The organism is Natrinema sp. 74, assembly GCF_046097095.1.
Classification (GTDB): Archaea; Halobacteriota; Halobacteria; order Halobacteriales; family Natrialbaceae; genus Natrinema.
The window spans coordinates 3,586,275-3,607,206 of sequence record NZ_CP175698.1 but is presented as its reverse complement, the minus strand read 5'-3'; the positions used below and the strand labels follow the sequence as shown (position 1 = coordinate 3,607,206).

General features: G+C 65.4%; 23 protein-coding genes. 10 read left to right on the top strand and 13 right to left on the bottom strand.

The features are described 5' to 3' along the window. Positions 1-55 precede the first annotated feature (55 nt). Entirely contained in the window at positions 56-1,198 is a 1,143-nt protein-coding gene (locus ACJ70B_RS17965; protein WP_408958358.1) for an acyl-CoA dehydrogenase family protein, read from the top strand. Between the two features lie 52 nt (positions 1,199-1,250). On the opposite strand, the gene ACJ70B_RS17960 is transcribed toward ACJ70B_RS17965, so the two are convergent. The 4 genes from ACJ70B_RS17960 to ACJ70B_RS17945 all read right to left on the bottom strand — a co-directional run bounded on the left by ACJ70B_RS17960 (position 1,251) and on the right by ACJ70B_RS17945 (position 4,716). Beyond that, positions 1,251-2,072 (bottom strand): DUF6517 family protein, encoded by an 822-nt coding sequence (locus tag ACJ70B_RS17960; RefSeq protein ID WP_408958357.1) that lies wholly within the window; start codon positions 2,070-2,072, stop codon positions 1,251-1,253. A 125-nt stretch (positions 2,073-2,197) separates the two neighbouring features. After that, entirely contained in the window at positions 2,198-3,454 is a 1,257-nt protein-coding gene (locus tag ACJ70B_RS17955) for a Glu/Leu/Phe/Val family dehydrogenase (RefSeq protein ID WP_408958356.1), read from the bottom strand. Between the two features lie 107 nt (positions 3,455-3,561). Beyond that, positions 3,562-4,422: an HpcH/HpaI aldolase/citrate lyase family protein gene (locus tag ACJ70B_RS17950; protein ID WP_408958355.1), complete on the bottom strand. Its 861-nt coding sequence runs from the start codon at positions 4,420-4,422 to the stop codon at positions 3,562-3,564. An 81-nt stretch (positions 4,423-4,503) separates the two neighbouring features. After that, positions 4,504-4,716: a hypothetical protein gene (locus tag ACJ70B_RS17945; protein ID WP_408958354.1), complete on the bottom strand. Its 213-nt coding sequence runs from the start codon at positions 4,714-4,716 to the stop codon at positions 4,504-4,506. Positions 4,717-4,836: 120 nt separating this feature from the next. On the opposite strand from ACJ70B_RS17945, the gene ACJ70B_RS17940 reads away from it, so the two are divergent. Next, positions 4,837-6,237 (top strand): NAD-dependent succinate-semialdehyde dehydrogenase, encoded by a 1,401-nt coding sequence (locus tag ACJ70B_RS17940; RefSeq protein ID WP_408960134.1) that lies wholly within the window; start codon positions 4,837-4,839, stop codon positions 6,235-6,237. Positions 6,238-6,292: 55 nt separating this feature from the next. Here ACJ70B_RS17940 and ACJ70B_RS17935 read toward each other — a convergent pair whose 3' ends face one another. Then, positions 6,293-6,685 (bottom strand): hypothetical protein, encoded by a 393-nt coding sequence (locus tag ACJ70B_RS17935; RefSeq protein WP_408958353.1) that lies wholly within the window; start codon positions 6,683-6,685, stop codon positions 6,293-6,295. A gap of 169 nt (positions 6,686-6,854) precedes the next feature. Next, positions 6,855-8,204, bottom strand: coding sequence for an erythromycin esterase family protein (locus ACJ70B_RS17930; protein ID WP_408958352.1), 1,350 nt, complete (start codon positions 8,202-8,204; stop codon positions 6,855-6,857). Between the two features lie 152 nt (positions 8,205-8,356). On the opposite strand from ACJ70B_RS17930, the gene ACJ70B_RS17925 reads away from it, so the two are divergent. Genes ACJ70B_RS17925 through ACJ70B_RS17915 form a run of 3 tightly spaced genes read left to right on the top strand, consistent with a single transcriptional unit; the run spans position 8,357 to position 9,768 of the window. Next, entirely contained in the window at positions 8,357-8,533 is a 177-nt protein-coding gene (locus tag ACJ70B_RS17925; RefSeq protein ID WP_408958351.1) for a hypothetical protein, read from the top strand. Between the two features lie 7 nt (positions 8,534-8,540). Further along, positions 8,541-9,143, top strand: coding sequence for a PH domain-containing protein (locus ACJ70B_RS17920; protein ID WP_408958350.1), 603 nt, complete (start codon positions 8,541-8,543; stop codon positions 9,141-9,143). Then, positions 9,124-9,768 carry a PH domain-containing protein gene (locus ACJ70B_RS17915; protein ID WP_408958349.1) on the top strand — a complete coding sequence of 215 codons (645 nt, stop codon included), beginning with the start codon at positions 9,124-9,126 and terminating at the stop codon, positions 9,766-9,768. The genes ACJ70B_RS17920 and ACJ70B_RS17915 overlap by 20 nt, the downstream gene beginning before the upstream one ends. A gap of 18 nt (positions 9,769-9,786) precedes the next feature. Here ACJ70B_RS17915 and ACJ70B_RS17910 read toward each other — a convergent pair whose 3' ends face one another. Both ACJ70B_RS17910 and ACJ70B_RS17905 read right to left on the bottom strand, forming a co-directional pair. Next, positions 9,787-10,917: a hypothetical protein gene (locus ACJ70B_RS17910; RefSeq protein ID WP_408958348.1), complete on the bottom strand. Its 1,131-nt coding sequence runs from the start codon at positions 10,915-10,917 to the stop codon at positions 9,787-9,789. 59 nt (positions 10,918-10,976) lie between these two features. Beyond that, entirely contained in the window at positions 10,977-11,327 is a 351-nt protein-coding gene (locus ACJ70B_RS17905; protein ID WP_408958347.1) for a DUF5658 family protein, read from the bottom strand. A 759-nt stretch (positions 11,328-12,086) separates the two neighbouring features. Between ACJ70B_RS17905 and ACJ70B_RS17900 the strand changes: the two genes are divergently transcribed. Both ACJ70B_RS17900 and ACJ70B_RS17895 read left to right on the top strand, forming a co-directional pair. Beyond that, on the top strand, positions 12,087-13,262 hold the full coding sequence (locus tag ACJ70B_RS17900) for a hypothetical protein (RefSeq protein ID WP_408958346.1): 1,176 nt from the start codon (positions 12,087-12,089) through the stop codon (positions 13,260-13,262). Between the two features lie 42 nt (positions 13,263-13,304). Next, positions 13,305-13,541: a hypothetical protein gene (locus tag ACJ70B_RS17895; RefSeq protein ID WP_408958345.1), complete on the top strand. Its 237-nt coding sequence runs from the start codon at positions 13,305-13,307 to the stop codon at positions 13,539-13,541. A 27-nt stretch (positions 13,542-13,568) separates the two neighbouring features. Here ACJ70B_RS17895 and ACJ70B_RS17890 read toward each other — a convergent pair whose 3' ends face one another. From ACJ70B_RS17890 to ACJ70B_RS17880, 3 genes are all read right to left on the bottom strand, one after another. Next, on the bottom strand, positions 13,569-14,438 hold the full coding sequence (locus ACJ70B_RS17890; RefSeq protein WP_408958344.1) for a class 1 fructose-bisphosphatase: 870 nt from the start codon (positions 14,436-14,438) through the stop codon (positions 13,569-13,571). Between the two features lie 2 nt (positions 14,439-14,440). Next, positions 14,441-15,235: a class I fructose-bisphosphate aldolase gene (locus tag ACJ70B_RS17885; protein ID WP_408958343.1), complete on the bottom strand. Its 795-nt coding sequence runs from the start codon at positions 15,233-15,235 to the stop codon at positions 14,441-14,443. Between the two features lie 127 nt (positions 15,236-15,362). Beyond that, positions 15,363-16,100: a hypothetical protein gene (locus ACJ70B_RS17880; protein ID WP_408958342.1), complete on the bottom strand. Its 738-nt coding sequence runs from the start codon at positions 16,098-16,100 to the stop codon at positions 15,363-15,365. A gap of 153 nt (positions 16,101-16,253) precedes the next feature. On the opposite strand from ACJ70B_RS17880, the gene ACJ70B_RS17875 reads away from it, so the two are divergent. Further along, a complete protein-coding gene (locus tag ACJ70B_RS17875; RefSeq protein ID WP_408958341.1) occupies positions 16,254-17,111 on the top strand; it encodes a 3-hydroxyacyl-CoA dehydrogenase family protein in 858 nt (285 codons plus the stop codon). A 59-nt stretch (positions 17,112-17,170) separates the two neighbouring features. Then, positions 17,171-18,502, top strand: a complete 1,332-nt coding sequence (locus tag ACJ70B_RS17870) for a hypothetical protein (protein WP_408958340.1) — start codon at positions 17,171-17,173, stop codon at positions 18,500-18,502. A 21-nt stretch (positions 18,503-18,523) separates the two neighbouring features. Here the strand turns inward: ACJ70B_RS17870 and ACJ70B_RS17865 are convergent, their stop codons facing one another. Both ACJ70B_RS17865 and ACJ70B_RS17860 read right to left on the bottom strand, forming a co-directional pair. Further along, entirely contained in the window at positions 18,524-18,946 is a 423-nt protein-coding gene (locus ACJ70B_RS17865) for a thiol-disulfide oxidoreductase DCC family protein (protein ID WP_408958339.1), read from the bottom strand. Positions 18,947-19,028: 82 nt separating this feature from the next. Further along, on the bottom strand, positions 19,029-20,075 hold the full coding sequence (locus ACJ70B_RS17860; RefSeq protein WP_408958338.1) for a phytoene/squalene synthase family protein: 1,047 nt from the start codon (positions 20,073-20,075) through the stop codon (positions 19,029-19,031). Positions 20,076-20,240: 165 nt separating this feature from the next. Here ACJ70B_RS17860 and ACJ70B_RS17855 point away from each other — a divergent pair, with 165 nt between their 5' ends. Beyond that, positions 20,241-20,882 (top strand): SDR family oxidoreductase, encoded by a 642-nt coding sequence (locus ACJ70B_RS17855; protein WP_408958337.1) that lies wholly within the window; start codon positions 20,241-20,243, stop codon positions 20,880-20,882. Positions 20,883-20,932: the final 50 nt, after the last annotated feature.

Here is a 20,932-nt window from a genome sequence, read left to right as displayed (position 1 = left end):
CTCGGCGACCGAGTATCGGCAGTGGGCTTATCTCACAGACGATCGAGTATCACGTATGGCCGCCGATCTGCCCGACGAACACCGGATGATCCGGGAGACTGTCAGGGAGTTCTGCGAGACGGAGATCGAGCCGATCGCCCAGGAGATCGAGGACGAACACCGGTTCCCCACGGAAATCTTCGACCAGTTGGCCGAACTCGACATGATGGGCGTGCCGATCGCCGAGGAGTACGGCGGTCTCGGCGGCGAGACGCTCATGTACGCGCTGGTCGCCGAGGAACTCGGCCGTGTCTCCGGCGCGATCGGGCTCTCCTACGTCGCACACACGTCTCTTGCGTCGAAACCGATCGAACTGTTCGGCACCGAGGCCCAGAAAGAACGCTGGCTGCGCCCGCTCGCCGAGGGCGAGTACGTCGGCGGCTGGGCGCTGACCGAACCCGACAGCGGCTCCGACGCCTCCGATATGGATACTCGAGCCAAACGGGACGGCGACGAATGGGTGCTCAACGGGACCAAGCAGTTCATCACGAACGCCTCGGAGGCGGGCTCGGTCCTCGTCAAGGCCGTCACAGACCCCGACGCGGGCTCCGACGGCATCTCGACGTTCATCGTCGACCCCCGCGAGGACGACGGCTTCGAGGTGACGACGATCTGGGACAAGATGGGGCTCAACGCCTCGCCGACCTGCGAAATCTCGCTCGAGGACGTGCGCCTGCCCGCAGACCGCCTGCTCGGCGATGAAGGCGACGGCTGGGAGCAGACGAAGACGACCTTAGACGGCGGCCGAATCTCGATCGCCGCGCTCTCGACGGGGCTCGCACAGGGTGCGTACGAACACGCGAAAGCCTACAGCAAAGAGCGCGAGCAGTTCGGGCAGCCGATCTGTGAGTTCGACGCGATCCGGGACACGATCGTCGACATGTATCGCAAGACCGAGCGCGCGCGGCTGCTCACTCGGCAGGCCGCCCGGACATACGATCGGGGCGAGCCCGTGACTAGAGAGTCCGCGCTCGCGAAACTCGACGCCAGCGAGGCCGCTCGCGAGGTCGCAGAAGACGCCGTCCAGGTGCTCGGTGGCTACGGCTACACCACCGATTTCGCCCCCCAGCGCTTCTATCGCGACGCGAAGCTCATGGAGATCGGTGAGGGGACGAGCGAGATTCAACACCACGTCATCGGGCGCGAACTCGGTCTCTGATCGCTCGTGGCCCGTGGCTCGCAGCTCACGGCGGCTCCGGCACCGCGCGAACTCAGCCGAGGACGCCGCCGTCGCTTTCGTTCCCGTCGCTTTGATTGCCGTCCGAGTCTTGCTCGTCCGTACTGTTCGATTCACTGCTGCTCTCGTTTCCACCGCTATCGCCACTGCTCTCGTTTCCACCGCTATCGCCACTGCTCTCGTTTCCGCTGCCATCGCCGCCCGCGGTGCTTTCGTCGATCTCGGTCGTCACCGCTTTAGCGAGCGCCGTGACGTTTGGCTCCTCTTGCATCCGGAGCTGTTCGGGATAGACGCCGATCGTCACGATCAGGTCGCCGTTGGCCTCGACCGCTTTCGTGATGTGGAGGTCGACCGTGACGCTCTGGCCGTTGAATTTCGCGTCGGCGGTGAACCGCGAGCGGGTCGTTGTCTCCTCGAGGATCGTGATCTCGGTGTCTTCCTCGTGAGAGATGTTTCCGATGCCGTTGTAGTTGTTCTCGACGAGTTCGACGAGTTCCTTGGTCGACATCTCCTCGACGGGGTTGAACTGTTTGCCGAGGAGTTTGACTTTCGGGGTCGTCAGGACGTTGAAGACGGCCCCGCGCTTGCGCCCGAGCGGCCCCATGTCGACGGTCTTCTCGTGTTTCGTCATGTGGTTGGTCACCGAGACCGTTCCGGTGATGCCTCCGCCGGGAACCTCCTTCTTGACGCCGATCTCCTCGACGGCGGTCTGTTCGTAGCCCGTTTCCGCGCGGGTACTGCTCTTGACGCCCGCGGGTGCGGACTCGTGTTTGGCCATGCCGACCAGTCCAAGACAACCGGACAGGCTGGCGAGACCGGCGGCCCCGATCCCTGCCAGGACGCGTCGTCGATTCATTTCCCTGTAAATGACGGTCCGGTTGGTAAGTGTTTATTGGAACGGCGACCGTCTGTCAATACGAGAATAATCGGGCGCTCAGCCGGGAATCGGCCGGTGCCGCGAACCGACGGGCGGACGAGCGATCAGGGCCAGCTGCCGGCTTCCGCGAAGGCGTCGGCGACGCGCTGGATGGCGACGACGTAGGCCGCCGTTCGGGGGTTGTCGAGGTCGTTCTCCTCGTAGGCCTCGACCAGCGCGTCGAAGGCGTCGACGATGACCGTCTCGAGTTCCTCGTTGACGCGCTCTTCCGACCAGTAGAAGCGCTGGCGGTTCTGGACCCACTCGAAGTAGGAGACGGTGACGCCGCCCGCGTTCGCGAGGATGTCCGGGATGACGAAGACGTCCTTCTCCTTGAGGACTTCGTCGGCCGCGGGGGTCAACGGCCCGTTTGCCGCCTCCGAGATGACGTCGGCCGACACGTCCGCGGCGAGGTCCTCGTCGACCGCGTTCTCGAGTGCCGCGGGGATCAGCAGGTCGACGTCGAGCGTGAGCACCTCGTCGTTGGTGATCTCCTCCTCGCTTTCCTCGTAGCCGACGACGCTGCCGGTCTCGTTTTTGTGGTCTTTAGCCGCGACCGGGTCGAAGCCGTCGGGGTTGTAGATGCCGCCACTCGAGTCGCTGGCGGCGACGACGGTCGCGCCCATCTCGTCGATCAGTTTCGCAGCGATCCAGCCGGCGTTGCCGTAGCCCTGCACGGCGACGGTCGCGCCCTCGAGGTCCTTGTCGAGGTAGTCGAAGGCCTCGCGCGCGGCGATGACCGTCGAGCGGCCGGTGGCCTCGACGCGGCCCTCACTGCCGCCCGAGTCGAGCGCCTTGCCCGTGATGACGCCCGGTTCGGTCGTGTTCTCTAAGGTCTCGTAGGTGTCTTTGATCCAGTTCATCTCCCGCTGGCCCGTGTTCACGTCGGGCGCGGGCACGTCGCGGTCCTCGCCGATCATCGGTCGCAGTTCCTTCGCGAACGAGCGGGTGAGGCGCTCGAGCTCGCTCTCTGAGTAGTCGTCCGGATCGAGGATGATGCCGCCCTTGCCGCCGCCGAGCGGAATGTCGACGATCGCAGTCTTGTAGGTCATCCAGCCGGACAGCGCCCTGACCTCGTCGCGGGAGACCTGCGGGTGGTAGCGGATGCCGCCCTTGTACGGTCCGCGGTCGCCGTTGAACTGCGATCGGAAGGCTTTGAATCGCTCGAGGGTGCCGTCGTCGCGTTCGATCGTGAGGTTCGTCTCGAGGACGCGCTCGGGATATTTGAGGCGCTCGATCACGTCGTCGCCGATGTCGAGGTAGGTCGCGGCCTCGTCGATTTGCGACTGCAGGCTCTCGAACGGATTGGCTTCCTGGCTCATACGATAGGGGTTTCGTCGACTCGGGATAAGCGTAGCGAATGTCTACCATGGAAGGGTATGGGTGTCAACCTATGCGGATTTAATCACTATTTATACTGACTGTTTGGTCAGTTTTCGTCGGAAGCGGCATCGGCTCGGTCGCGGATCCGTTCGGCCCGGGCGATCAACGGTGCGTCGATCATCTCGCCGTCGACCGCGAAGACGCCGCGTCCTTCGGCATCGGCCTCGCGCTTGGCCGCGAGAACGCGCTCGGCCCATTCGCGGTCGTCGGCCGAGGGCGTGAACGCCTCGTTTATCGGGCCGACCTGTGCCGGGTGGATCGCCAACTTCCCGTCGTACCCGAGTTCGACGGCAAATTCGGCGTCCTCACGGAGCGCGGTCTCGTCTTCGAAATCGGAGACGATGGTGTCGATCGCCGCACAGTCGGCGGCCGCCGCCGCGAGCACGACGCGTTCGCGTGCATAGAGCACCTCGGTTCCGTCGGCGGTCCGCGTCGCGCCGATATCCGCCGCGAGATCCTCCGCGCCGAACACCACCGCGTCGGTCGCGGGAACGGCCGCGATTTCGGGCGCTGCAAGGATTCCGGCGGCGTTCTCGAGCAGCGCCAAGATCGGCAGCGATGAACCCGCGGCCTCGAGGTCGCTCGCGAGGTCGCGAACGTCGTCGGCGGAGCCGACCTTCGGCAGCATGAGGCTCTCGAGCGCGTCGGGAACTCCATCCGCGAACAGCGTCTCGAGGTCGTCGGCCCGTCCATCGTCGGCGGCGTTGACGCGAACGCAGACCTCACAGTCCGGGTCGAAGTCGGGCTCGGACAGCACGTCACGGACGGCCCCGCGGGCCTCGCCCTTGGACTGCGGGGCAACGGCGTCCTCGAGGTCGAAAATAATTACATCGGCCCCCGCCTCGGGAGCCTTGCGGCACATCTCGGGCCGGTCACCGGGTGTGAACAGTACACTTCTGCGGGCCATACAAACGGTCGTTTGTCCGGGAGTAAAGCCGTTGGCTCGATGGAACCTGAAACGCGATCGGAAGAGCGGACCGCGCTCGAGTTACGCCGCTTCGGCCGGATCGCACCGGGTCCGAGACCGGCGGTCGACAACGGTCCCGCAGGCGGGACAGACGAGCAGTCGATCGCCACGTTCCGTCGTCGCGTCCCAGTCGTCGGTGAGCGGGCCCTGATGATCACACTCGGGACAGAAGAGAACGGTCTTTCGCCGCTCGGGCGGCGGCTGCGAATCGTCGCGGTACGTGTACGTTGGCATGGGAGTTCCTAGGAATTCTGCGGATTTAGTGGTTGTGTGGCACGAACGACCGTGACGAACGGACTCATCCCGGAGTGGGCAGCCCCGCGTACTAAGCAGTTCGTCGTGGTCACTCGCTGCATGTCCATCGAGAGTACGAATCCGGCGACGGGAGACGTAGTCGACCGCTTCGAGGAAACGTCGGCCGACGAGCGAGACGACCATATTGCGCGGGCGGCCGAGACCTTCGAAGAGTGGGCCGAAACGCCGATCGAGACGCGCCAGCGGCTGCTCGCGAGGGCGGGCGAGGTGCTTCGAGAGAACGCCGACGAATACGCCGAACTGATGACCGAGGAGATGGGGAAACCCATCGCACAAGCCCACAGCGAGGTCGAGAAGTGCGCGTGGCTCTGTGACTACTACGCCGAAACCGCCGCCGAACATCTCCAGGACGAGGTGATCGCGAGCGACGAAGACGCGCGGACGGTCGTGGCCTACCAGCCCCTGGGACCGATTCTGGCGATCATGCCCTGGAACTTCCCGTTCTGGCAGGTGTTCCGGTTTGCCGCCCCCAACCTCGCGGCGGGCAACGTCGGGCTGCTGAAACACGCCTCGAACGTCCCCGGCTGCGCGCGGGCCATTCAGGACGTCTTCGAGGAGGCCGGCTTCCCCGAGGGCGCGTTTACCACGCTGTTGATCGGCTCTGACGAGATCGACGCGGTGATCGAGGACGATCGCATCGCGGGCGTCACCCTCACCGGCAGCGACGGTGCAGGCCGAGCGGTCGCCGAGAGCGCTGGCAGCCGGCTCAAAAAGACCGTCCTCGAGCTCGGCGGGAGCGACCCGTTCGTCGTGCTCGAGGACGCGCCGATGGACGAAACCGTCGAGACGGCGGTGCAGGCACGGCTGATCAACAACGGCCAGTCTTGTATCGCGGCCAAGCGGTTCGTCGTGGTCGACGAGATCTACGACGAATTCGTCGACCGGTTCGTCGAGGCAATGGACGCACAGACCGTCGGCGATCCGATGGACGAGGACACGGATATCGGGCCACAGGCCCGCGCTGACCTCATGGAAGACCTCCACAAGCAGGTCGAGGAGACCGTCGAGAAAGGCGGCGAGATCGAACTCGGCGGCGAGCCGATGGACCGCGAAGGCGCGTACTATCCGCCGACGGTGCTGACCGACGTGCCCGAAGATGCGCCCGCCGATCAGGAGGAACTGTTCGGCCCCGTCGCGACCGTCTTCCGGGTCCCCGACGAAGATGCCGCGATCGAGAAGGCCAACGACACCCGCTTCGGGCTCGGCGCGAGCGTCTGGACGGAAGACCTAGAGCGCGGCGAGCGCGTCGCCCGCGAGTTCGAGTCCGGGCTGGCGTTCGTCAACGAACTCGTCAAGTCCGATCCCCGACTCCCCTTCGGCGGCGTCAAGGACTCGGGCTACGGTCGAGAACTCTCGAGACACGGCATCCGGGAGTTCGTCAACACGAAGACGATCTGGGTCCAGCAAGACGCCGGCGAGGAGACAGGGATGGTCGAATAAGAACGGGAGTTCGACGGCCAGCGTCGAACTTGAGGAAGAGCGCAGAGATGCGGCCCTATCCGTCACTCCGCCGAGCGTCGCGGTAGCTGGCGACCGTTTCGGTGACGAGATACCCGCTGACGACGAGCGCCAGCACCGCGAACCCGATCGTCTCGAGCGTGACGGTCGCGATCGTTCGGTCGCCGCCGTAGACGAGCGCACCGCCACCGAGTAGCCCGCAGAGCATCGCCACGTAGCGCCACCGCGCCGCGACCGGAACCATCCCGTCGTCGCCCCGAAGCGCGAGATAGAGGTGCGCCCCGCCGAAAAGGACGCCGTTGAAGAGCAAGGTCACTGCGATCGCGGCCGGTCCCGTCCCGGTTCCAATGTCGAAGTACGCGGCGACGAGCAACACGATGACCGCGACGGACGCGGCACCGAGTTGGGCGGACAATTCTCGAGAGATCATGACGAGTCTTAGTGCGGGACTAATATCAAACGTTTCGAAAACGAAACTATTCGGGCCGTCGCACGGGTACCTACGAACCGTTGCGCTGTACGAACACTTACGACTAGTTCGCTCGAAAGGAGCACCGAGCCGTGGACTCGCGACGGTCGAACCGCGAAACCGACGGCTTTCAGACGCCCCAGGGATACGTCTCCGGCGGCGTCTCGCCACCCTCGATATCGAACGGGTGCAGCGCCTCGGTTTCGTCGACGTGGATGAACGCGTCGTAGCGGTCCGGTAACACCGTCCGGACGTAGTTGCCGCCCTCGTACGTAGGGTCATAAACCACGCCGATCGCCCGGTGGCCGCGAGGATCGGCCAGGGGGTCGTGATCCGGGTCACCTGCCGCGCCGTAGCCGCGATCGAACTCGAGGACGCAGTCTCCGATTCCGGCCCGATGAAACGCGTCCTCGTAGCTGTCGGCTTTGGCCTCAGGGACCCGCATCTGCTCCATCGGCGCGCCCCACTGGTCGCCGGCAACGACGCTCCCGCGGTGGGAGCCGAAGCCGATGACGGCGACGGCGGCGTCGTCCTCGCAGACCTCCTCACGGGCCAGCTGCCCGAGGTTGAGCTTGCCCCGATCCTGCATGGTCGTCGCGCGGGCGTCGCCGACGTGGGTGTTGTGCGCCCAGACGATCCCCGGCGCGTCGTGAAACTCGAGCAATCGCTCGAGGGTCTCGCTCATGTGGCGATCCCGGACGTTCCACGATTCGTCTCCGCCGCGGGCCATCGTGCGGTAGTAGGACTCGGCGTTTGTCGCAACGAGTGCGTTCTGCTCGGCGGCGAAATCGGCGACCGGATCGTCGCCGTCGTAGTCCGCGTAGCGGTCTGTCATTTCCTCGCGGAGTCCGCGGAGCACCTCGAGCACCTCGTCCTCGCAGTCTTCTGGCACCAGCCGGATCGAACTGGCGTACTCGCGGGCGTCCTCGCCGTACGGTTCGAAGCAGTGGTAGGCGTCCCGCGCGCGGTCGGCCAGTTCGGGATCGAGGTCCTGCAGGTAGTCGATCACGGCGGCCATCGACTCGTAGAGGCTGTAGACGTCGAGGCCGTAGAACCCCGCACGCTCGCCGACGGGACGGTCCGCGTTGTAGTCGGCCAGCCAGTCCGCGAACTCGGCGACCTCCCAGTTGGCCCACATCCACGTCGGCCAGCGCTCGAAATCGGCGAGCGCGTCGGCGGCGCTGTCGGCGTCGGTCCGACCGGTGACGTACCGGGTTACGTCGAAACAATCCGTCCAGTCGCCCTCGACCGCAACGAACTCGAACCCGTGGTGCTCGAGCAGGCGCGCCGTCAGCCGCGCCCGTAGCCGGTAGTACTCGGACGTGCCGTGAGAGGCTTCGCCTAACAGGACCACGTCCGCGTCGGCGACTCCTTCGACGAGCCCGTCGAACCCCTCTTCGAGCCCGGTCGCGCGCTCGGCGATCGCGTCCGCTACCCGGTCCGGGCCGGTGTCGGCCGTCTCGGATTGATGTGTGGTCACGTGACTCACCTACTCGGAGGTCACGCCCGAGTCAATTTCGAATTGACCCTTGCGTGCGTCGGTCGAACGGCGTCCGCCGCGTCTCGATGGAACGGATCGGCGGGACTCGAGCACTCGACGTGTTTTTGTGGTCGCTCTGTGACAGGACAGCCGTGACCGAACTGAACTACGAGGCGTTCGCGGGCGACACCGGGCTCGGCGAGCGCGAGGCCGTTACCATGCGCGTCGAGGCGTTCAAAACGAACGAGTCGGGCGAGCAACTCGTCTGCGAGTTCAATCGGACCGTCCGCTCGTTGAAACGCGACTACGCCGCGGGTGGCGGAGCGTGATCTCGCGATGAGCACGGACCCCACCGTCGACGCGGACTACGAATGGCTCTCGCTCGAGGATGACGAGGAGCTTCTTTGGGCCGGCGGCCCGGACCGGCGAGCGCTCATCCCTGGCATCGCGATTGGAATTCCGCTCTCGATCATCCTGATCGGGCTGGTCATCATCGCGAGCGAGTACCTCCGGGTGACGAACACCCACTACGTCGTGACGAACCGGGCGCTGTACAAGAAAACGGGCATCCTCTCACGGGACGTCAAACGGATCGAACACGAGAAGGTCCAGGACATCTCCTACAGCCAGAGCGCGCTCGGCACCCACTTTGGCTACGGGGACGTCGAGGTCAGCACCGCCGGCGGCTCCGGGGTCGAGCTGTCCTTCGACGCGGTGCCCGATCCGAAGGGCGTCCAACAGCGGATCAGCGAACGGATCGACCGCAAGCGAGGTGGATCCACGGCCGGCGAGTCGAGCGAGGACGTGCTCGACGAGATCCTCACCGAACTGCGAGCCATTCGCGTCACGCTCGAGGACGACGACCGTGTTCGATCGCACGCCGACGAGGCGGCCGACGACGACACCGGTGGCTCCGCCTATGAGCATGACGAGAACTGATGGATCCGAGTCGGCGACGGGAGTCGACTCGAGGGCGACTACCGGCGACTCGGCCCCCGATGACGAGCGATCGACCGCGACTCCGAGTCCGGCCTGGCTCCCGCTCGAGGACGAGGGGATCCGCTGGCAGGGTGGCCCGCGCATCCAAACCGTGCTGCCGTCGGCCGCGGTCGCCGTCATCGGGACGGTCGCGCTGTTGGCCGCGATCGCTCTCAAGGTAGTGCCGGTCGTCGCCGGCCTCAGTGTTCTGCTCGTCATCGTGCCGGCGCTGTGGCAGTACGCCCGCGTCTCGAATACGGCGTTCGTCATCACGGACGCGGTGGCTGCGACTCGTCACGGCGTGCTCGGGCGGACCGTCCGGACCGTCTCGCTCGACCGAATTCAGAACACGACCGTCGAGCAGGATCCGATCGGTCGATTCGTCGGCTACGGCACCGTCACGATCGAGACGGCCAGCGGCACCGAGATCACCTTCTGGAACGTCGAGGAGCCCGCGACGATTCGGGACCGACTTGAGGCCGAGCGCGAGCGCCTGACCGGCGGTGAGGTACCGGGATCGCGCGAGCAGTGGACGGCGGTCCTCGAGGAGGTTCGGGCGTGGCGACGGCACCTCGAGCGGCAGTGATTTCGGACGGGATTTCGGTTACCTGATCTCGATATCGCCGTTCATCGTCGGTGCGTGCGGTTCGCAGGCGTACCCCGCCAGTTCGTCGCTCGCGACGAATTCGAGCCACTGTGCTCCCGCCGGATCGGTCGTTAGCTCTGTCTCGAGTCCGCCGACGACCTCCTCGGTTTCATCTCTGAGCGCGAGATTGTGTACAGCGCCGTCGCCCTCGGACCAGCCGATCGCGTACGACTCACCCGACTCGAGGGCGAGTGGCGGGTTTTCGAGCCCCGCGATCGGCTCCGGTTTGAGTCCGACCCAGGCCGATGTCTGTGCCGACAGATCGATCCGCGTTCCGGGCTCGAGTTCGACGGCCGTGACGCCGGCTCGCTCGAGTTCGTCCACCCACTCGGGTTCGTCGACCGTCGTCTCCCCGAAGCCATGACACGTGAACCGAACCTCGAAGGTGACGAGCGTGTCCGCACGCGTTTCCGACTGTCGCAGTCTGACGCTGCGGAGTCGACCGTCCTCGTCGACGAGAAGCGTTCCCTCGTCGGTGACGCCGTCACCGGGGACGCCCGCAGCGTCGATCTCGGTCACGCGGATGCGATGTATCCGTTCGCCATCGATCGTCCCGATACCGTCGTACTCGCTCTCGACGCATCGGAGCCAGTCGCTAAGCGGATCGAAGGCCGTCTCGATCACGCCCTCGGCGGTCCGTTGCGTAACGGGTTCGTTGCCGCTGGTCGCACCCCGGTCACCGTCGATGTAGATGCCGCGGTCCATTTCGCGGTCGCCGCTTCCGTCGTGGTCGTACGTGACCTTCTCAACGCGTTCGGCGTCGGGGTCGGCCCAGAGCTCGAACGCCGCCATCAGCTGCGTCGTCGATCGCCCACCTCTGCTCGTCCAGCGGCGCCGTGTCGTATAGTCGGCGGTAAACGATGTCGCCGTGAGCGCGTTTCTGTGGCCCTCGAAAAGCGCCGCCGGATCGCCGATGCCGTCGGCGGTCACCCCCGCCGGAAACGTAAGCGAGCCCGACTCGAGATCGTCGGTCTCGTCAGCGTCCGGCCCGTCGGTGGAATCGCCGAGACAGCCGGCCAGCCCGACGGCTCCCAGCGAGCCACAGCCACGAAGCCACCGTCGCCTCGTTGCAGTGCGGTTGCCATCCATACACAGTTCTTCTAACAAAATATTAATAATAGTGCCGGTTTGATGAATCGGCCACGAAATCAGAGCGTCAACGAGATCGTATAGAGGTTCAACAGCGCGGCGACCAGCCACGGTACCGCAAGTCCAGCCGGGACGATCGACCGATACGCCTGCTCGAGTAAGCGCCGACAGATCAGTCCGACGCCGATCGCGAACGCCTTCAAGCCGACCATCCCGGCGACGCCGAACCCCTCGATCGCCCCGCGAGCGGCCGGATTGGATTCTGACAGCCCCAGGCGAAGCCCAACGAACGTCGTCGCGATATCGGCGAGCAGGGCGACGGCGACGAGCACCCACAGCAATCGCTCGAGACCGGCGGGTGTCACGTCGCCGGGCAATCGGCGGTGCAGGAACGCGCTCTCGGAACTCATACCCTCCCCACCGGAGTCGAACCGGATCACCGTGCCATCGGGAGCGAGCGTCGGTTCAACCACCACGGGTATTGTTATGGGAGTCGTAGAGACCGTTCCGTTACTGGTAAGACATTATAACCGACTGAAACGGTCCCAGATAGCCGCCAACTCGGTCGGCGACGAGTCGACCGGGCGACGTCGGTCCGGGCGTATGCAGTGCGTCTCTCCGGCTGTAATCGGAACGTACCTCGACGGACGGCCTCGAGTACCCCGCTCGTCGCCGGCCGCGGTCGCTCGAGCGGTCGGTCGCGGTCGGCCGGACACAGGGAAAGAGGAGACATCGGCTCGCGCCGAATCGATCGTCACCGATCGTTGGAGCTCGCCGCGAGGGATGAGGAGGGAGCGGATCGCGGTCGCGGCGCGGGCCGATCGAGAGTGCGTTTTGCCTCCGTGGTCACCAACACGGAGACAGCTATCAGTCGACGACCGTGGACCACGAACGCTCGCGTTCAGTCGTACAGTCTTTATCTCTGACTGCTATCGGGACGTGGGTCACGCTGGAACGAGGTCGACTCGATCGCGTCGAGCCGGTCGAGACCACGTCCACAGCATGTCGTCTGTCTCGTCAGTACCGGCGGGGATGACGCCCGGCGGCAATTGCAGGCAGAACCGCTTTCATCAATTTCGCCGTTCCATTCGACGGTAACCGATCCCGTGTCCGTAAACGGGTGTGTCGGCGGACCGGGGATAGTGGCGGCCGAACACCGATATCGCAGCATGGAAGACGAGTCAGAGATCGATCATCTCGTCCAGCGACTCGCAACGCTCGGCGACCGGGTCGAGACGGGAATGGATCGACGACGGTTTCTCCGAACTCTTGCCAGTGGCGGCTACGCGCTCGGCATGGCCCAGTGGCTCGGCGTCGACGACTTCCTCGCCGCCGACGACGGCACGGTCCCCGTCGTCACCGCACTCGTCAGGGACGACCCCGACGACCCGTGGTCTGTTCGCGAACAGACTCGAGACGTGCCCGCCGAATGGTACGCCGCCGTCACGAACGCCTTCGAGATCAACGAACGCCTCGCCGACATCGCCTTCACCGGGTATCTCGGCAGCGCCGTCGTCCCCGGCGACTACGACAGCGGGACCGCCGCCGTCTCCGTCGGCGTCTCGAGCGAGGGCCACTCCATCGGCGAACTGCTCGCGGACGTCGCAGAGGGGATCGATATCGACGTCAAGACGATTATCGAGATCGAGGACTTCGAGGACGGTGCCGAGGCCAGAGAACCGCGATTCGCAACCGGCGTCGCGGACGGCAACGTTCCCAGCGGCGTCGCCTGCGAGACCCCCTCGAGTCTGGCGACGCTCGCACCGGCGCTGTACCAGCCGGACGGCGAGCGACGCTTCTTCGTGACCGCCGAGCACGCCTTCGCCGAGGATCGCGAGACGACCGACGGCACCCTGATGCTCCCGCGAGAAGACGCAGACGCCGTCGAACTCGGGACGGTGACGACCTACCATCCCGTTCTGGACATCGCCGTGATCGAACCAAACGGCTTGCTCGGACCCGCCAGCAGGATCGACGCGCCGTCGCTGCCGCGCGTTCGCGGCCAGTTCACCAGGTTCGGCCTCGCCGATCTCATCGCACGGGACCGCGACCTCGAGAAGGTCGGTGCGCTGAGCGGTCACACAACGGGGAAGATTCAGGGCATCGACGCGGTGACCTGTTTCACTGACGAGTTCTGCCGCCGGGGACAGATCCGCTGGGGCGGCGAAATGGACCTGATCGACGGCGACAGCGGCTCCGTGAGCTACCACCGCGATCCTCAGGGCGAAGACGACGAGGTCCTCGTCGCCGGCTTCAACAACGCCCGCACCTGGTGGCCCGGACAGAGCTACGTCTGGGGCGTCGGCGCGTATCGACTGACCGAGGAATATGGCTACCACTTCTGACCGCACGAACCGCACTCGACGACAATTCAAACCACGACCACTATGAGTAACGATTCCGCCCACCCCTCACGAACCGACGCCGAGTCCGACTACAGCGTCCTCGCCGCGTTCACGAACGGCAGCCTCCGCCTTCTCGCTGACCTGCTCATCGTTTCACTATGGGTCCTGTTCCTGACGCTGCTCTTTCTCGAGACTGCCTGGCCGCGATGGGCGTTCTACGCGCTGTTGCTGGTCGGCGTCGGTGGCTACGTCAGCGTGACGGCGGAGTGGCTGGACTGACTGCGAAAACAGGCCCGGAACCGCTGGTTACTCGAGTGCCGTCTCGAGGCGCTCGATCAACTCCTCATTGCCGACGTGGAACGGCGCCCGGCCGTGGAGTCCGTCGGGATCGACTGCCAGCAGCGATCGATCACCGTTCGAGGAGTGACCGCCGGCCTGCTCGACGACGTAGCCGATCGGATTCCCCTCGAACTGGAGTCGGAGCTTCCCGTCGGGGTGTGACTCGAGGGCGGGATAGGCGAACGTTCCGCCGTACGTAAGCACCTGGTGTACGTCGCCGATCAGCGCGCCGCCATAGCGGAGTTTGAGTTCGCTCTCGATTTCGCGGGCGTACGCGCGGAAGTCGTCGGGCCAGTCGGGGACGCGGCCGCCGAAGCCGTAGACGACCGGTTCGTCGGGGATGGTCACGTCGTCGTCGACGATCGCCCGCTCGCCGCCGGAGAGTTCGTACTCGGCGACGGTCTCGTCGGTGGCGATCACCATCGTCGTGATCGGCCCGTAGAGGACGTAGCCGGCGGCGACGAGGGTCTCGCCGCGGGCGGGTAGCGCGTCGTCGTAGACGCCGAAGATCGTCCCCATCGTGTTGTTGGACTTGAGGTTCGACGAGCCGTCGAGTGGGTCGACCGCGACGGCGTAAGCGTCCGCGTCGGCGGGGTCGTCACCGCAGTCGATCACGTCGGCGCGCTCCTCGCTGGCGTACTCGCCGACGCCGTCAATCTCGGCGAGTCGGTCGGCGAGCAGCTCGTCGGCCCAGACGTCGGCCTCGGCCTGGGTCTCGCCGCTGGGGTTCTCCTCGTCGACCGTCCCCCGGCGGCCGATCAGCCCCTGCCGGATCTCGGTCGCCGAGCGGCCGATCGTCGACACGACCTCCTCGACGACTGGGTCCGAAACCGTCATCCCTATTCGGTCGCCTCGAGTGCGGCGTCGGCAGTTGCCTCCTCGTAGATGACCTTCTCGAGTGCGTCGAGCAGTTGCGTGGGATCCTCTCGCTGCCAGACGTTGCGGCCGACGGCCAGCCCCGTCGCGCCGGCGTCGATGACGGCCTCGACGGTCGAAAGGAACTCGTAGTCGGAGGTCTTCGACCCGCCGGACATGACGACGTTCATGTCGCCGGCACACTGCACCGCGTGGGCCATCGCGTCCTTGCTGCCGGGGTACTTGACCTTCGCGATGTCAGCGCCCAGCTCGAGGGCCAATCGGGTTGCGTAGGAGATCGTACTGGGCTTGGTGTCGTTTTTCAGCCCCTGTCCGCGCGGGTACGACCACATGACCATCGGGAGGTCGTATTCGCGGCCTTTCTCCTGGGCGTCGCGGAACTCCTCGACCATCTCGATCTCGTGGTTCGAGCCGCCGTAGACGGTAAAGCCGAGAGCGTCGGCACCGATTTCGGCCGCGTAGTCGACCGAGCAGTTGACCGCCGAGTCGGGCTCGCCCATCCAGAGATTCGAGGTCCCGTTTAGCTTCAACAGGAGGTTCACGTCGTCCTCGTAGCTAGGATAGTAGCCCTCCGCAATCCCCTTCTGGACGGCCATCGCGGTGACGGCATCGTGGGTCGCCGTCTCGAAGACCGTCGACGGATCGAGTTTCTCCGGGACGTCTTCGAAGTCGACCGGACCGTGCTCAAGTCCGTGGTCCATCGCCAGAATCAGTGACTTGCCGTCGCGAACGATCGGAGAGTCGTCGATCGGAATCATCTGTTAGACGGTCCAACAGTGCGCTATATATCTCTGATGGTCCTGATTACCGATATTACGTACAAGAGTAGTAATTACATTCGGCAGAAAGCGGCTGCGTGAGCGTCGAGCGACGGCGGTCGGGTCTTCACTCGAGTAACTCGCGGGCGTTGTGTCGCCACATCCGTACGTGTAAGACGTTCAGATCGAGCAGGTCAGCGACGGTCATTGCGTCGATGGTCGCCAGACGCTCGGCCGACTGAATCCCCGCGTCTGCCAGTGCGTCGGCGTCGTCGGGACCGACGCCCGTCACCGCCGTCGCCGGCGTCGGTTTCGGATACGGGCGCTCCGACGGGCGCGATCGCCCCGTCGAGACGGGGGCGGCGTGTTCGTACTCGAAGGTCTGCCAGTCTTCGTCTTCGCTGACGGCGATCCACTCGCGTTCGGCGTCGTCGAGTCCGCGCACCTCGCTCGAGCGCCGGTCGAGATCGCCGTCGGACGCGAACGACCACGGCAGCGAGAACCGTCTGCGGAGAGCGGCCGCGACCGATTCGTCGATGCCCTCGTCCAACAGGCAGCGGTAGGAATACTCCTTCTCGGCGACGGCCTCGGGATCGATGTCGCAGTCTGCGAGGGCCTCGCGTTCGTCGGACTCGATCGTCGATTCAGTCCGCCGGTCGGGGATGCCGTCGGTGTCGCACTCGGTGTCGGCCGCCTCGAGACGGTCGGCCTCGTCGAACGCGAGTTCGATATCGGCGTCAGTGTCGGCATCGCCGTCGTCCGTCCCGACATCGACGGTGATCCCGATGTCGACGATGCGGCCCTCGCCGGGTTCGGTGTCGCTCGCCGTCTCGCTCGAGTTGCGGGCGACGTCGTTCTTGCTCACACAGTTCACCAGTTGCCGATAGCTCTCACTGTCTCGTCTTGAAAGTTGTCCTCTTCGGTCGGTGACATTCCGACGGGGTCGACCCGATCGAACCGTCGGACAATATCCGAAAATCACCAGCACGCTTACGGCTTAGACGGCGAAAGCGTCCGTATGGTTCGCACCGAGATCGACCAGATCGGCGTTGTCGGCGCGGGAACGATGGGCAGCGGCATCGCACAGGTCGCGGCGACCGCCGGCTACGACGTGGTGATGCGCGACATCGAACGCGAGTTCGTCGAAAACGGGTTCGACACCATCGACGATAGCCTCGGACGCCTCGCAAACCGGGAGAGCCTCGCAGAAGAGCCCGACACAATCCGCGACCGGATCGAGGGAACGACGCTCCTCGACGACCTCGCGGACTGCGACCTCGTGGTCGAGGCGGCCCTCGAGGAACTGGACGTGAAACGAGAGGTGTTCGCCGACTTAGAGCGGGTCTGTGACGACGATATCCTGCTCGCGACGAACACGAGCACGCTCTCGATCACGTCGATCGCGGCCGACCTCGAGCACCCCGAGCGCGTGATCGGACTGCACTTCATGAACCCTGTGCCGATCATGGAGGGCGTCGAGGTCGTCGTCGGCGAGAAGACGGCCGACGCGGCGACCGAACTGGCCCACGGCCTCGCCGAGGAGTTAGAGAAGACGACCTGGGAGGCCGACGACAAACCCGGATTCGTCACGAACCGCATCTTGATGCCGTGGATCAACGAGGGAATTCGGGCCTACGACGAGGGCGTCGCCACGAAGGAGGACATCGATACGGGAATGGAACTCGGGACGAACGTCCCGATGGGACCGCTGACGCTCGCCGATCACATCGGGCTGGACGTGTGTCTACACGCCTCCGAGACGCTTCACGAGGAGTTAGGCGACCGCTATAAACCAGCCTACCTCCTCAAGCGAAAGGTCGAGGCGGGCGACCTCGGAAAGAAGACGGGAGCCGGATTCTACGACTACGAGGAGTAGCACCCCGTCGTTTCATACCGTCGTAATTTATTTGTCGCTGACATCCGTTCCCGTGGACGATGCGCCCCGCTCGCCCCACCCGCCTTGTCCGCCTCGCCGCGATCGCCCTCTGTTGTAGCCTCGTCGGTGTCGCCGCCGTCACCGCCGTCGTCGCCGCCCCTCCGCCGGCACCGGTCTGTGGCGTCTGCGGTTCCAGCGTCGAAAACGTCAGCGTTTCCGGCGCGACCGGCTCCGGGACACTCGATATCTACGTCGACGAGACCGGCGACTCGCTGTGGCACGCTCGCGTTCCCGTCACCGAGTCGGCCGCCGAACGGTACCGGACAAACGCGACCGCACTCAAGGCCGCGGTCGAACGTGCGTGGCCCCGGTATCACGTCGCCGACGGCGATATTCGAACGGTCGAGACGGCGCTCGAGGATGGAACCGTCGTCGTCAACTACACCGTCGACGACATCGCCCGACGCGGCGTCGGCGAGTCGTGGGTCGTCGACTACTTTCACGAGAAGGACCTGGCGACCAATTACGACCAGCAGGCCCGACGAGTGACGCTTCACACGCCAGACGGGACGGTCGTGACGAATCGTCCGACCGACGCAAGCGTCGACGGAAACGCCGCGACGTGGACCAGAGACAGCACGGGCGCAAGCGATCGCGACTTCGACGAAGCCGTGTACGTCACCTACGGCGAGGACAGCCTTCTCGGCACCGCGAGCGGCCACGCGACGATTGCACTCACTGTCGGACCGCCGGCGTTGCGGCAGGGGCTGATCGCCGGCACCGGCCCTGGACTACTGATCGGGATCGTCGGCGTCGGGATCGGCCGATTCGTGGCTGGGGGTCGTGCTGATGTCGACACCGCAGCGCTCGAGCGAGCCATCGCCGTAATTGGTGTCGTCGGTGGCCTCGGCTTCGTCCTCGTCGGGACGCTCACGTCGGCCCAACGGGTTCCGCCCGGCGTTGTCACGCTGGCGATGCTCGGGTTCGGCTACGCCTCGCTGGGAAGCGCGGCCCGCCGAGTCGGCGGTCGACTCGAGACGGGCGGCCTGACCGGGCTTGCAGTGCTCGCGACGATCGTCACCGGCGGCGTCACCGTCGCGCTTGCCGGGCCGCCGATCTACGCGTCTCCGCTGTTGTTCGGCCTCGCTACTGCGCTCTTTCTGCCGATCGGATACGCCATCGAACGCGGCCGAACACCGGTCGTTCCGCTCGCGATCGGCGCGATCACCCCAATCGCTGCGGCGACGATGGCGTTCCCGGTCTCGCGACTATTACATCGATTTTACGTCCCACTCGCCGTTTTGCAACTGCTCTCGTGGGTCGCCGTCGTCGCCGTATTCGGGTTCCCGCTCGCGTTGCTCGGCCGGGAACTCGCTTCCGAAGGCGGCTGACGGCGACTGCCGTATCGATCGCTACTCGAGAAACCGCGCGTTCACGTCCACGTCGGCAGGTGGCATTGCACACTGGTCTTTCTCGCCGAACCAGCGGTAACGCCGGGCGGCGACGAAGTCGTACGCGCGGTCTCGAATCGCGCGCGGCAGAAACCGGCACGGGCCGAGTAGACCGTAGACGCCGCCGAGCAACTGGGCGATGCGGATGACCGCGCCCGATTTCACGTACCAATCGTCGCCCTCGATCAGGACGATCGACTCGAGTTCGTCGGTCGGGAGCCCGTGGTCGGCGAGCAGTTCCTTGCCGACGTCGGACTGAAGCGAAGCGAAGCGGAAGATACCGTCCGTGTCCCGCGGGAGGAGAAACTGGACGAACCCGTTACAGAGGTTACAGACGCCGTCGAAGAGGATGACCGGGTTGTCGCCCGAGGTCGCATCGCTCATCAGTGCGGAGACGGTTGGGACCGACCGTAATTCAGCGTTCCGGTCGCGTTACCGCGACCGACCGGCGAGACTTACCGATCGCTCACTGGTGCAGCGGCTGGTTCGACATCGTTCGCCGGAGTTCGTCGAGTCGCGAGCGCGGGACGCCGTCCTCGAACTGCTGGAGGAGGGCGTACACCTCCGCGCGGGAGACCTTGACGTCGCCCTCGCGGACGACGTCTTCGGGCCGTTCGCGCAGTTCCCGGAGGGTACCGACCGCAAGCAGGTAGGGGATCGCCCACGCCGAGAGCCGATTGCCGTGGTGTTCGGGCACGACCTCAAGGTACCGCTGGGCGTCGTCTAGGTAGCGCTCGGCCCGGCCGGTAACTCGTCTGATGACGTTGGTGACGCCGCAGTGGTGGGCCTCGTCGGTGACGGACTCGGCGTCGACGTCCTCCGCCGCGAGCCACTCGGCGGGGAGATAGACGTTGTTCTCCTGGTGGTAGTCGTTCTCGACGTCCTTTGCGATGTTGACCAGTTGGAGGAGCAACGCGAACGACCGGGCGTTCTCCCGCATCTCGTCGGCCCGCTCTCGGGAGGTGCCGCGGGCGACCAAGCCGGTGATCAGCGTGCCGACGGTGCCGGCGGCGTACCAGCAGTACTCCTCGAGTTCCTCGACGGTCTGGAGGCGCAGTCCGCCCTCGGTGGCGTATCGGCTGGTGAACATCGCCATTCCGTCGACGAGTTCCCGGACCGGCTCGCGCATGATCTCGCGGGGCTCCTCGTCGAGCGACTCGAACGTGCGCAGGATGCGGGGCGTCTCGGCGACGACCTCCCAGTCCTCGTCTCGATCCTCGGGGATCCAGGGCCCGACATCGTCCATGAACGTCCCGACCGATTCCGAGACGGCCGGATCGAGCAACCGATCGTACTGCTCGAGCAGTTCGGTCTGTTCGTCCGGGGGAATGTGTCCCGCATCCTCAATCGTATCAGCAATTCTACATAGGAGATAGCCGAGACAGATATGTCTCGCCATCGGCTCTTCGAGCCGATCAATTGTGATCGAAAAGGTCCGCGAAACGCCGTGAACCGCATCGTAACACCACTCGAGATCGGCGTCGGTGGGGGGTTCGGGCTGGCCCGTGGTCATCTACTCAAGTTAGTTTCGTTACCATCCGGGAAAAACGCCGCGGTCGCGGCGTGATCTTCCGACCAGTAACGAAAGCGGTCTACGGGTGAGTTGACACAACGGATCGAGAGTAACGCCGCACGCCCCACCCAAACTGGTATCCCGGCGTATGGCGAACCGGCATTCATGACCGAATCCGTACTCATCGCCGGCGCACACGGCGGCGTCGGCCAGCACGTGACGTTACTGCTCGGGGACAGCGACCGGACCGCTCGAGCGATGGTCCGCGACGAGTCCCAGGTCGACGAGATGGAAACACTGGGCGGGGAGCCGGTCGTCGCGGACCTCACCGCGGATGTCGACCACGCGGTCGAGGGTTGCGACGCGATCGTCTTCGCGGCCGGCTCCAGCGGCGACGACGTCTACGGCGTCGACCGGGACGGCGCGATCAACCTCATCGACGCGGCTGTCGAAGCGGGCGTCAACCGGTTCGTCATGTTGAGTTCGATGGGTGCCGACGACCCCGAATCCGGCCCCGAACCGCTTCGAGACTACCTGATCGCCAAGGCCGAGGCCGACGAGTACCTCCGGAACAGCGGGCTGACGTACACGATCGTTCGCCCGGGCGAACTGACCGACGAAGAGGGAACCGGAACGATTCGAGCGAGCGAGGGGCTCGAGCTCGGTGAGGGTGACATCCCCCGCGAAGACGTGGCCCGAACGCTCGTGACGGCGATCGACTGCGAGCCGGTCTACGGCGAGACGTTCGAGATCCTGTCCGGTGACGACGCTATCGAGGACGCGCTCGAGGCCGTCAGTTCCCCCTGAGGCACCGCGCGTGGAACCCGAGCCGTTGTGACGCGGCTTATCTGCCGTCC

Coding starts and splice junctions, on each gene's coding strand:
- ACJ70B_RS17915 (WP_408958349.1), top strand. CDS start 9,124: ATGAGCATGACGAGAACTGATGGATCCGAGTCGGCGACGGGAGTCGAC.
- ACJ70B_RS17890 (WP_408958344.1), bottom strand. CDS start 14,438: ATGACGGTTTCGGACCCAGTCGTCGAGGAGGTCGTGTCGACGATCGGC.
- ACJ70B_RS17940 (WP_408960134.1), top strand. CDS start 4,837: ATGTCCATCGAGAGTACGAATCCGGCGACGGGAGACGTAGTCGACCGC.
- ACJ70B_RS17935 (WP_408958353.1), bottom strand. CDS start 6,685: ATGATCTCTCGAGAATTGTCCGCCCAACTCGGTGCCGCGTCCGTCGCG.
- ACJ70B_RS17955 (WP_408958356.1), bottom strand. CDS start 3,454: ATGAGCCAGGAAGCCAATCCGTTCGAGAGCCTGCAGTCGCAAATCGAC.
- ACJ70B_RS17865 (WP_408958339.1), bottom strand. CDS start 18,946: ATGAGCGATGCGACCTCGGGCGACAACCCGGTCATCCTCTTCGACGGC.
- ACJ70B_RS17860 (WP_408958338.1), bottom strand. CDS start 20,075: ATGACCACGGGCCAGCCCGAACCCCCCACCGACGCCGATCTCGAGTGG.
- ACJ70B_RS17855 (WP_408958337.1), top strand. CDS start 20,241: ATGACCGAATCCGTACTCATCGCCGGCGCACACGGCGGCGTCGGCCAG.
- ACJ70B_RS17910 (WP_408958348.1), bottom strand. CDS start 10,917: ATGGATGGCAACCGCACTGCAACGAGGCGACGGTGGCTTCGTGGCTGT.
- ACJ70B_RS17945 (WP_408958354.1), bottom strand. CDS start 4,716: ATGCCAACGTACACGTACCGCGACGATTCGCAGCCGCCGCCCGAGCGG.
- ACJ70B_RS17920 (WP_408958350.1), top strand. CDS start 8,541: ATGAGCACGGACCCCACCGTCGACGCGGACTACGAATGGCTCTCGCTC.
- ACJ70B_RS17870 (WP_408958340.1), top strand. CDS start 17,171: ATGCGCCCCGCTCGCCCCACCCGCCTTGTCCGCCTCGCCGCGATCGCC.
- ACJ70B_RS17950 (WP_408958355.1), bottom strand. CDS start 4,422: ATGGCCCGCAGAAGTGTACTGTTCACACCCGGTGACCGGCCCGAGATG.
- ACJ70B_RS17885 (WP_408958343.1), bottom strand. CDS start 15,235: ATGATTCCGATCGACGACTCTCCGATCGTTCGCGACGGCAAGTCACTG.
- ACJ70B_RS17900 (WP_408958346.1), top strand. CDS start 12,087: ATGGAAGACGAGTCAGAGATCGATCATCTCGTCCAGCGACTCGCAACG.
- ACJ70B_RS17905 (WP_408958347.1), bottom strand. CDS start 11,327: ATGAGTTCCGAGAGCGCGTTCCTGCACCGCCGATTGCCCGGCGACGTG.
- ACJ70B_RS17875 (WP_408958341.1), top strand. CDS start 16,254: ATGGTTCGCACCGAGATCGACCAGATCGGCGTTGTCGGCGCGGGAACG.
- ACJ70B_RS17895 (WP_408958345.1), top strand. CDS start 13,305: ATGAGTAACGATTCCGCCCACCCCTCACGAACCGACGCCGAGTCCGAC.
- ACJ70B_RS17960 (WP_408958357.1), bottom strand. CDS start 2,072: ATGAATCGACGACGCGTCCTGGCAGGGATCGGGGCCGCCGGTCTCGCC.
- ACJ70B_RS17965 (WP_408958358.1), top strand. CDS start 56: ATGGCCGCCGATCTGCCCGACGAACACCGGATGATCCGGGAGACTGTC.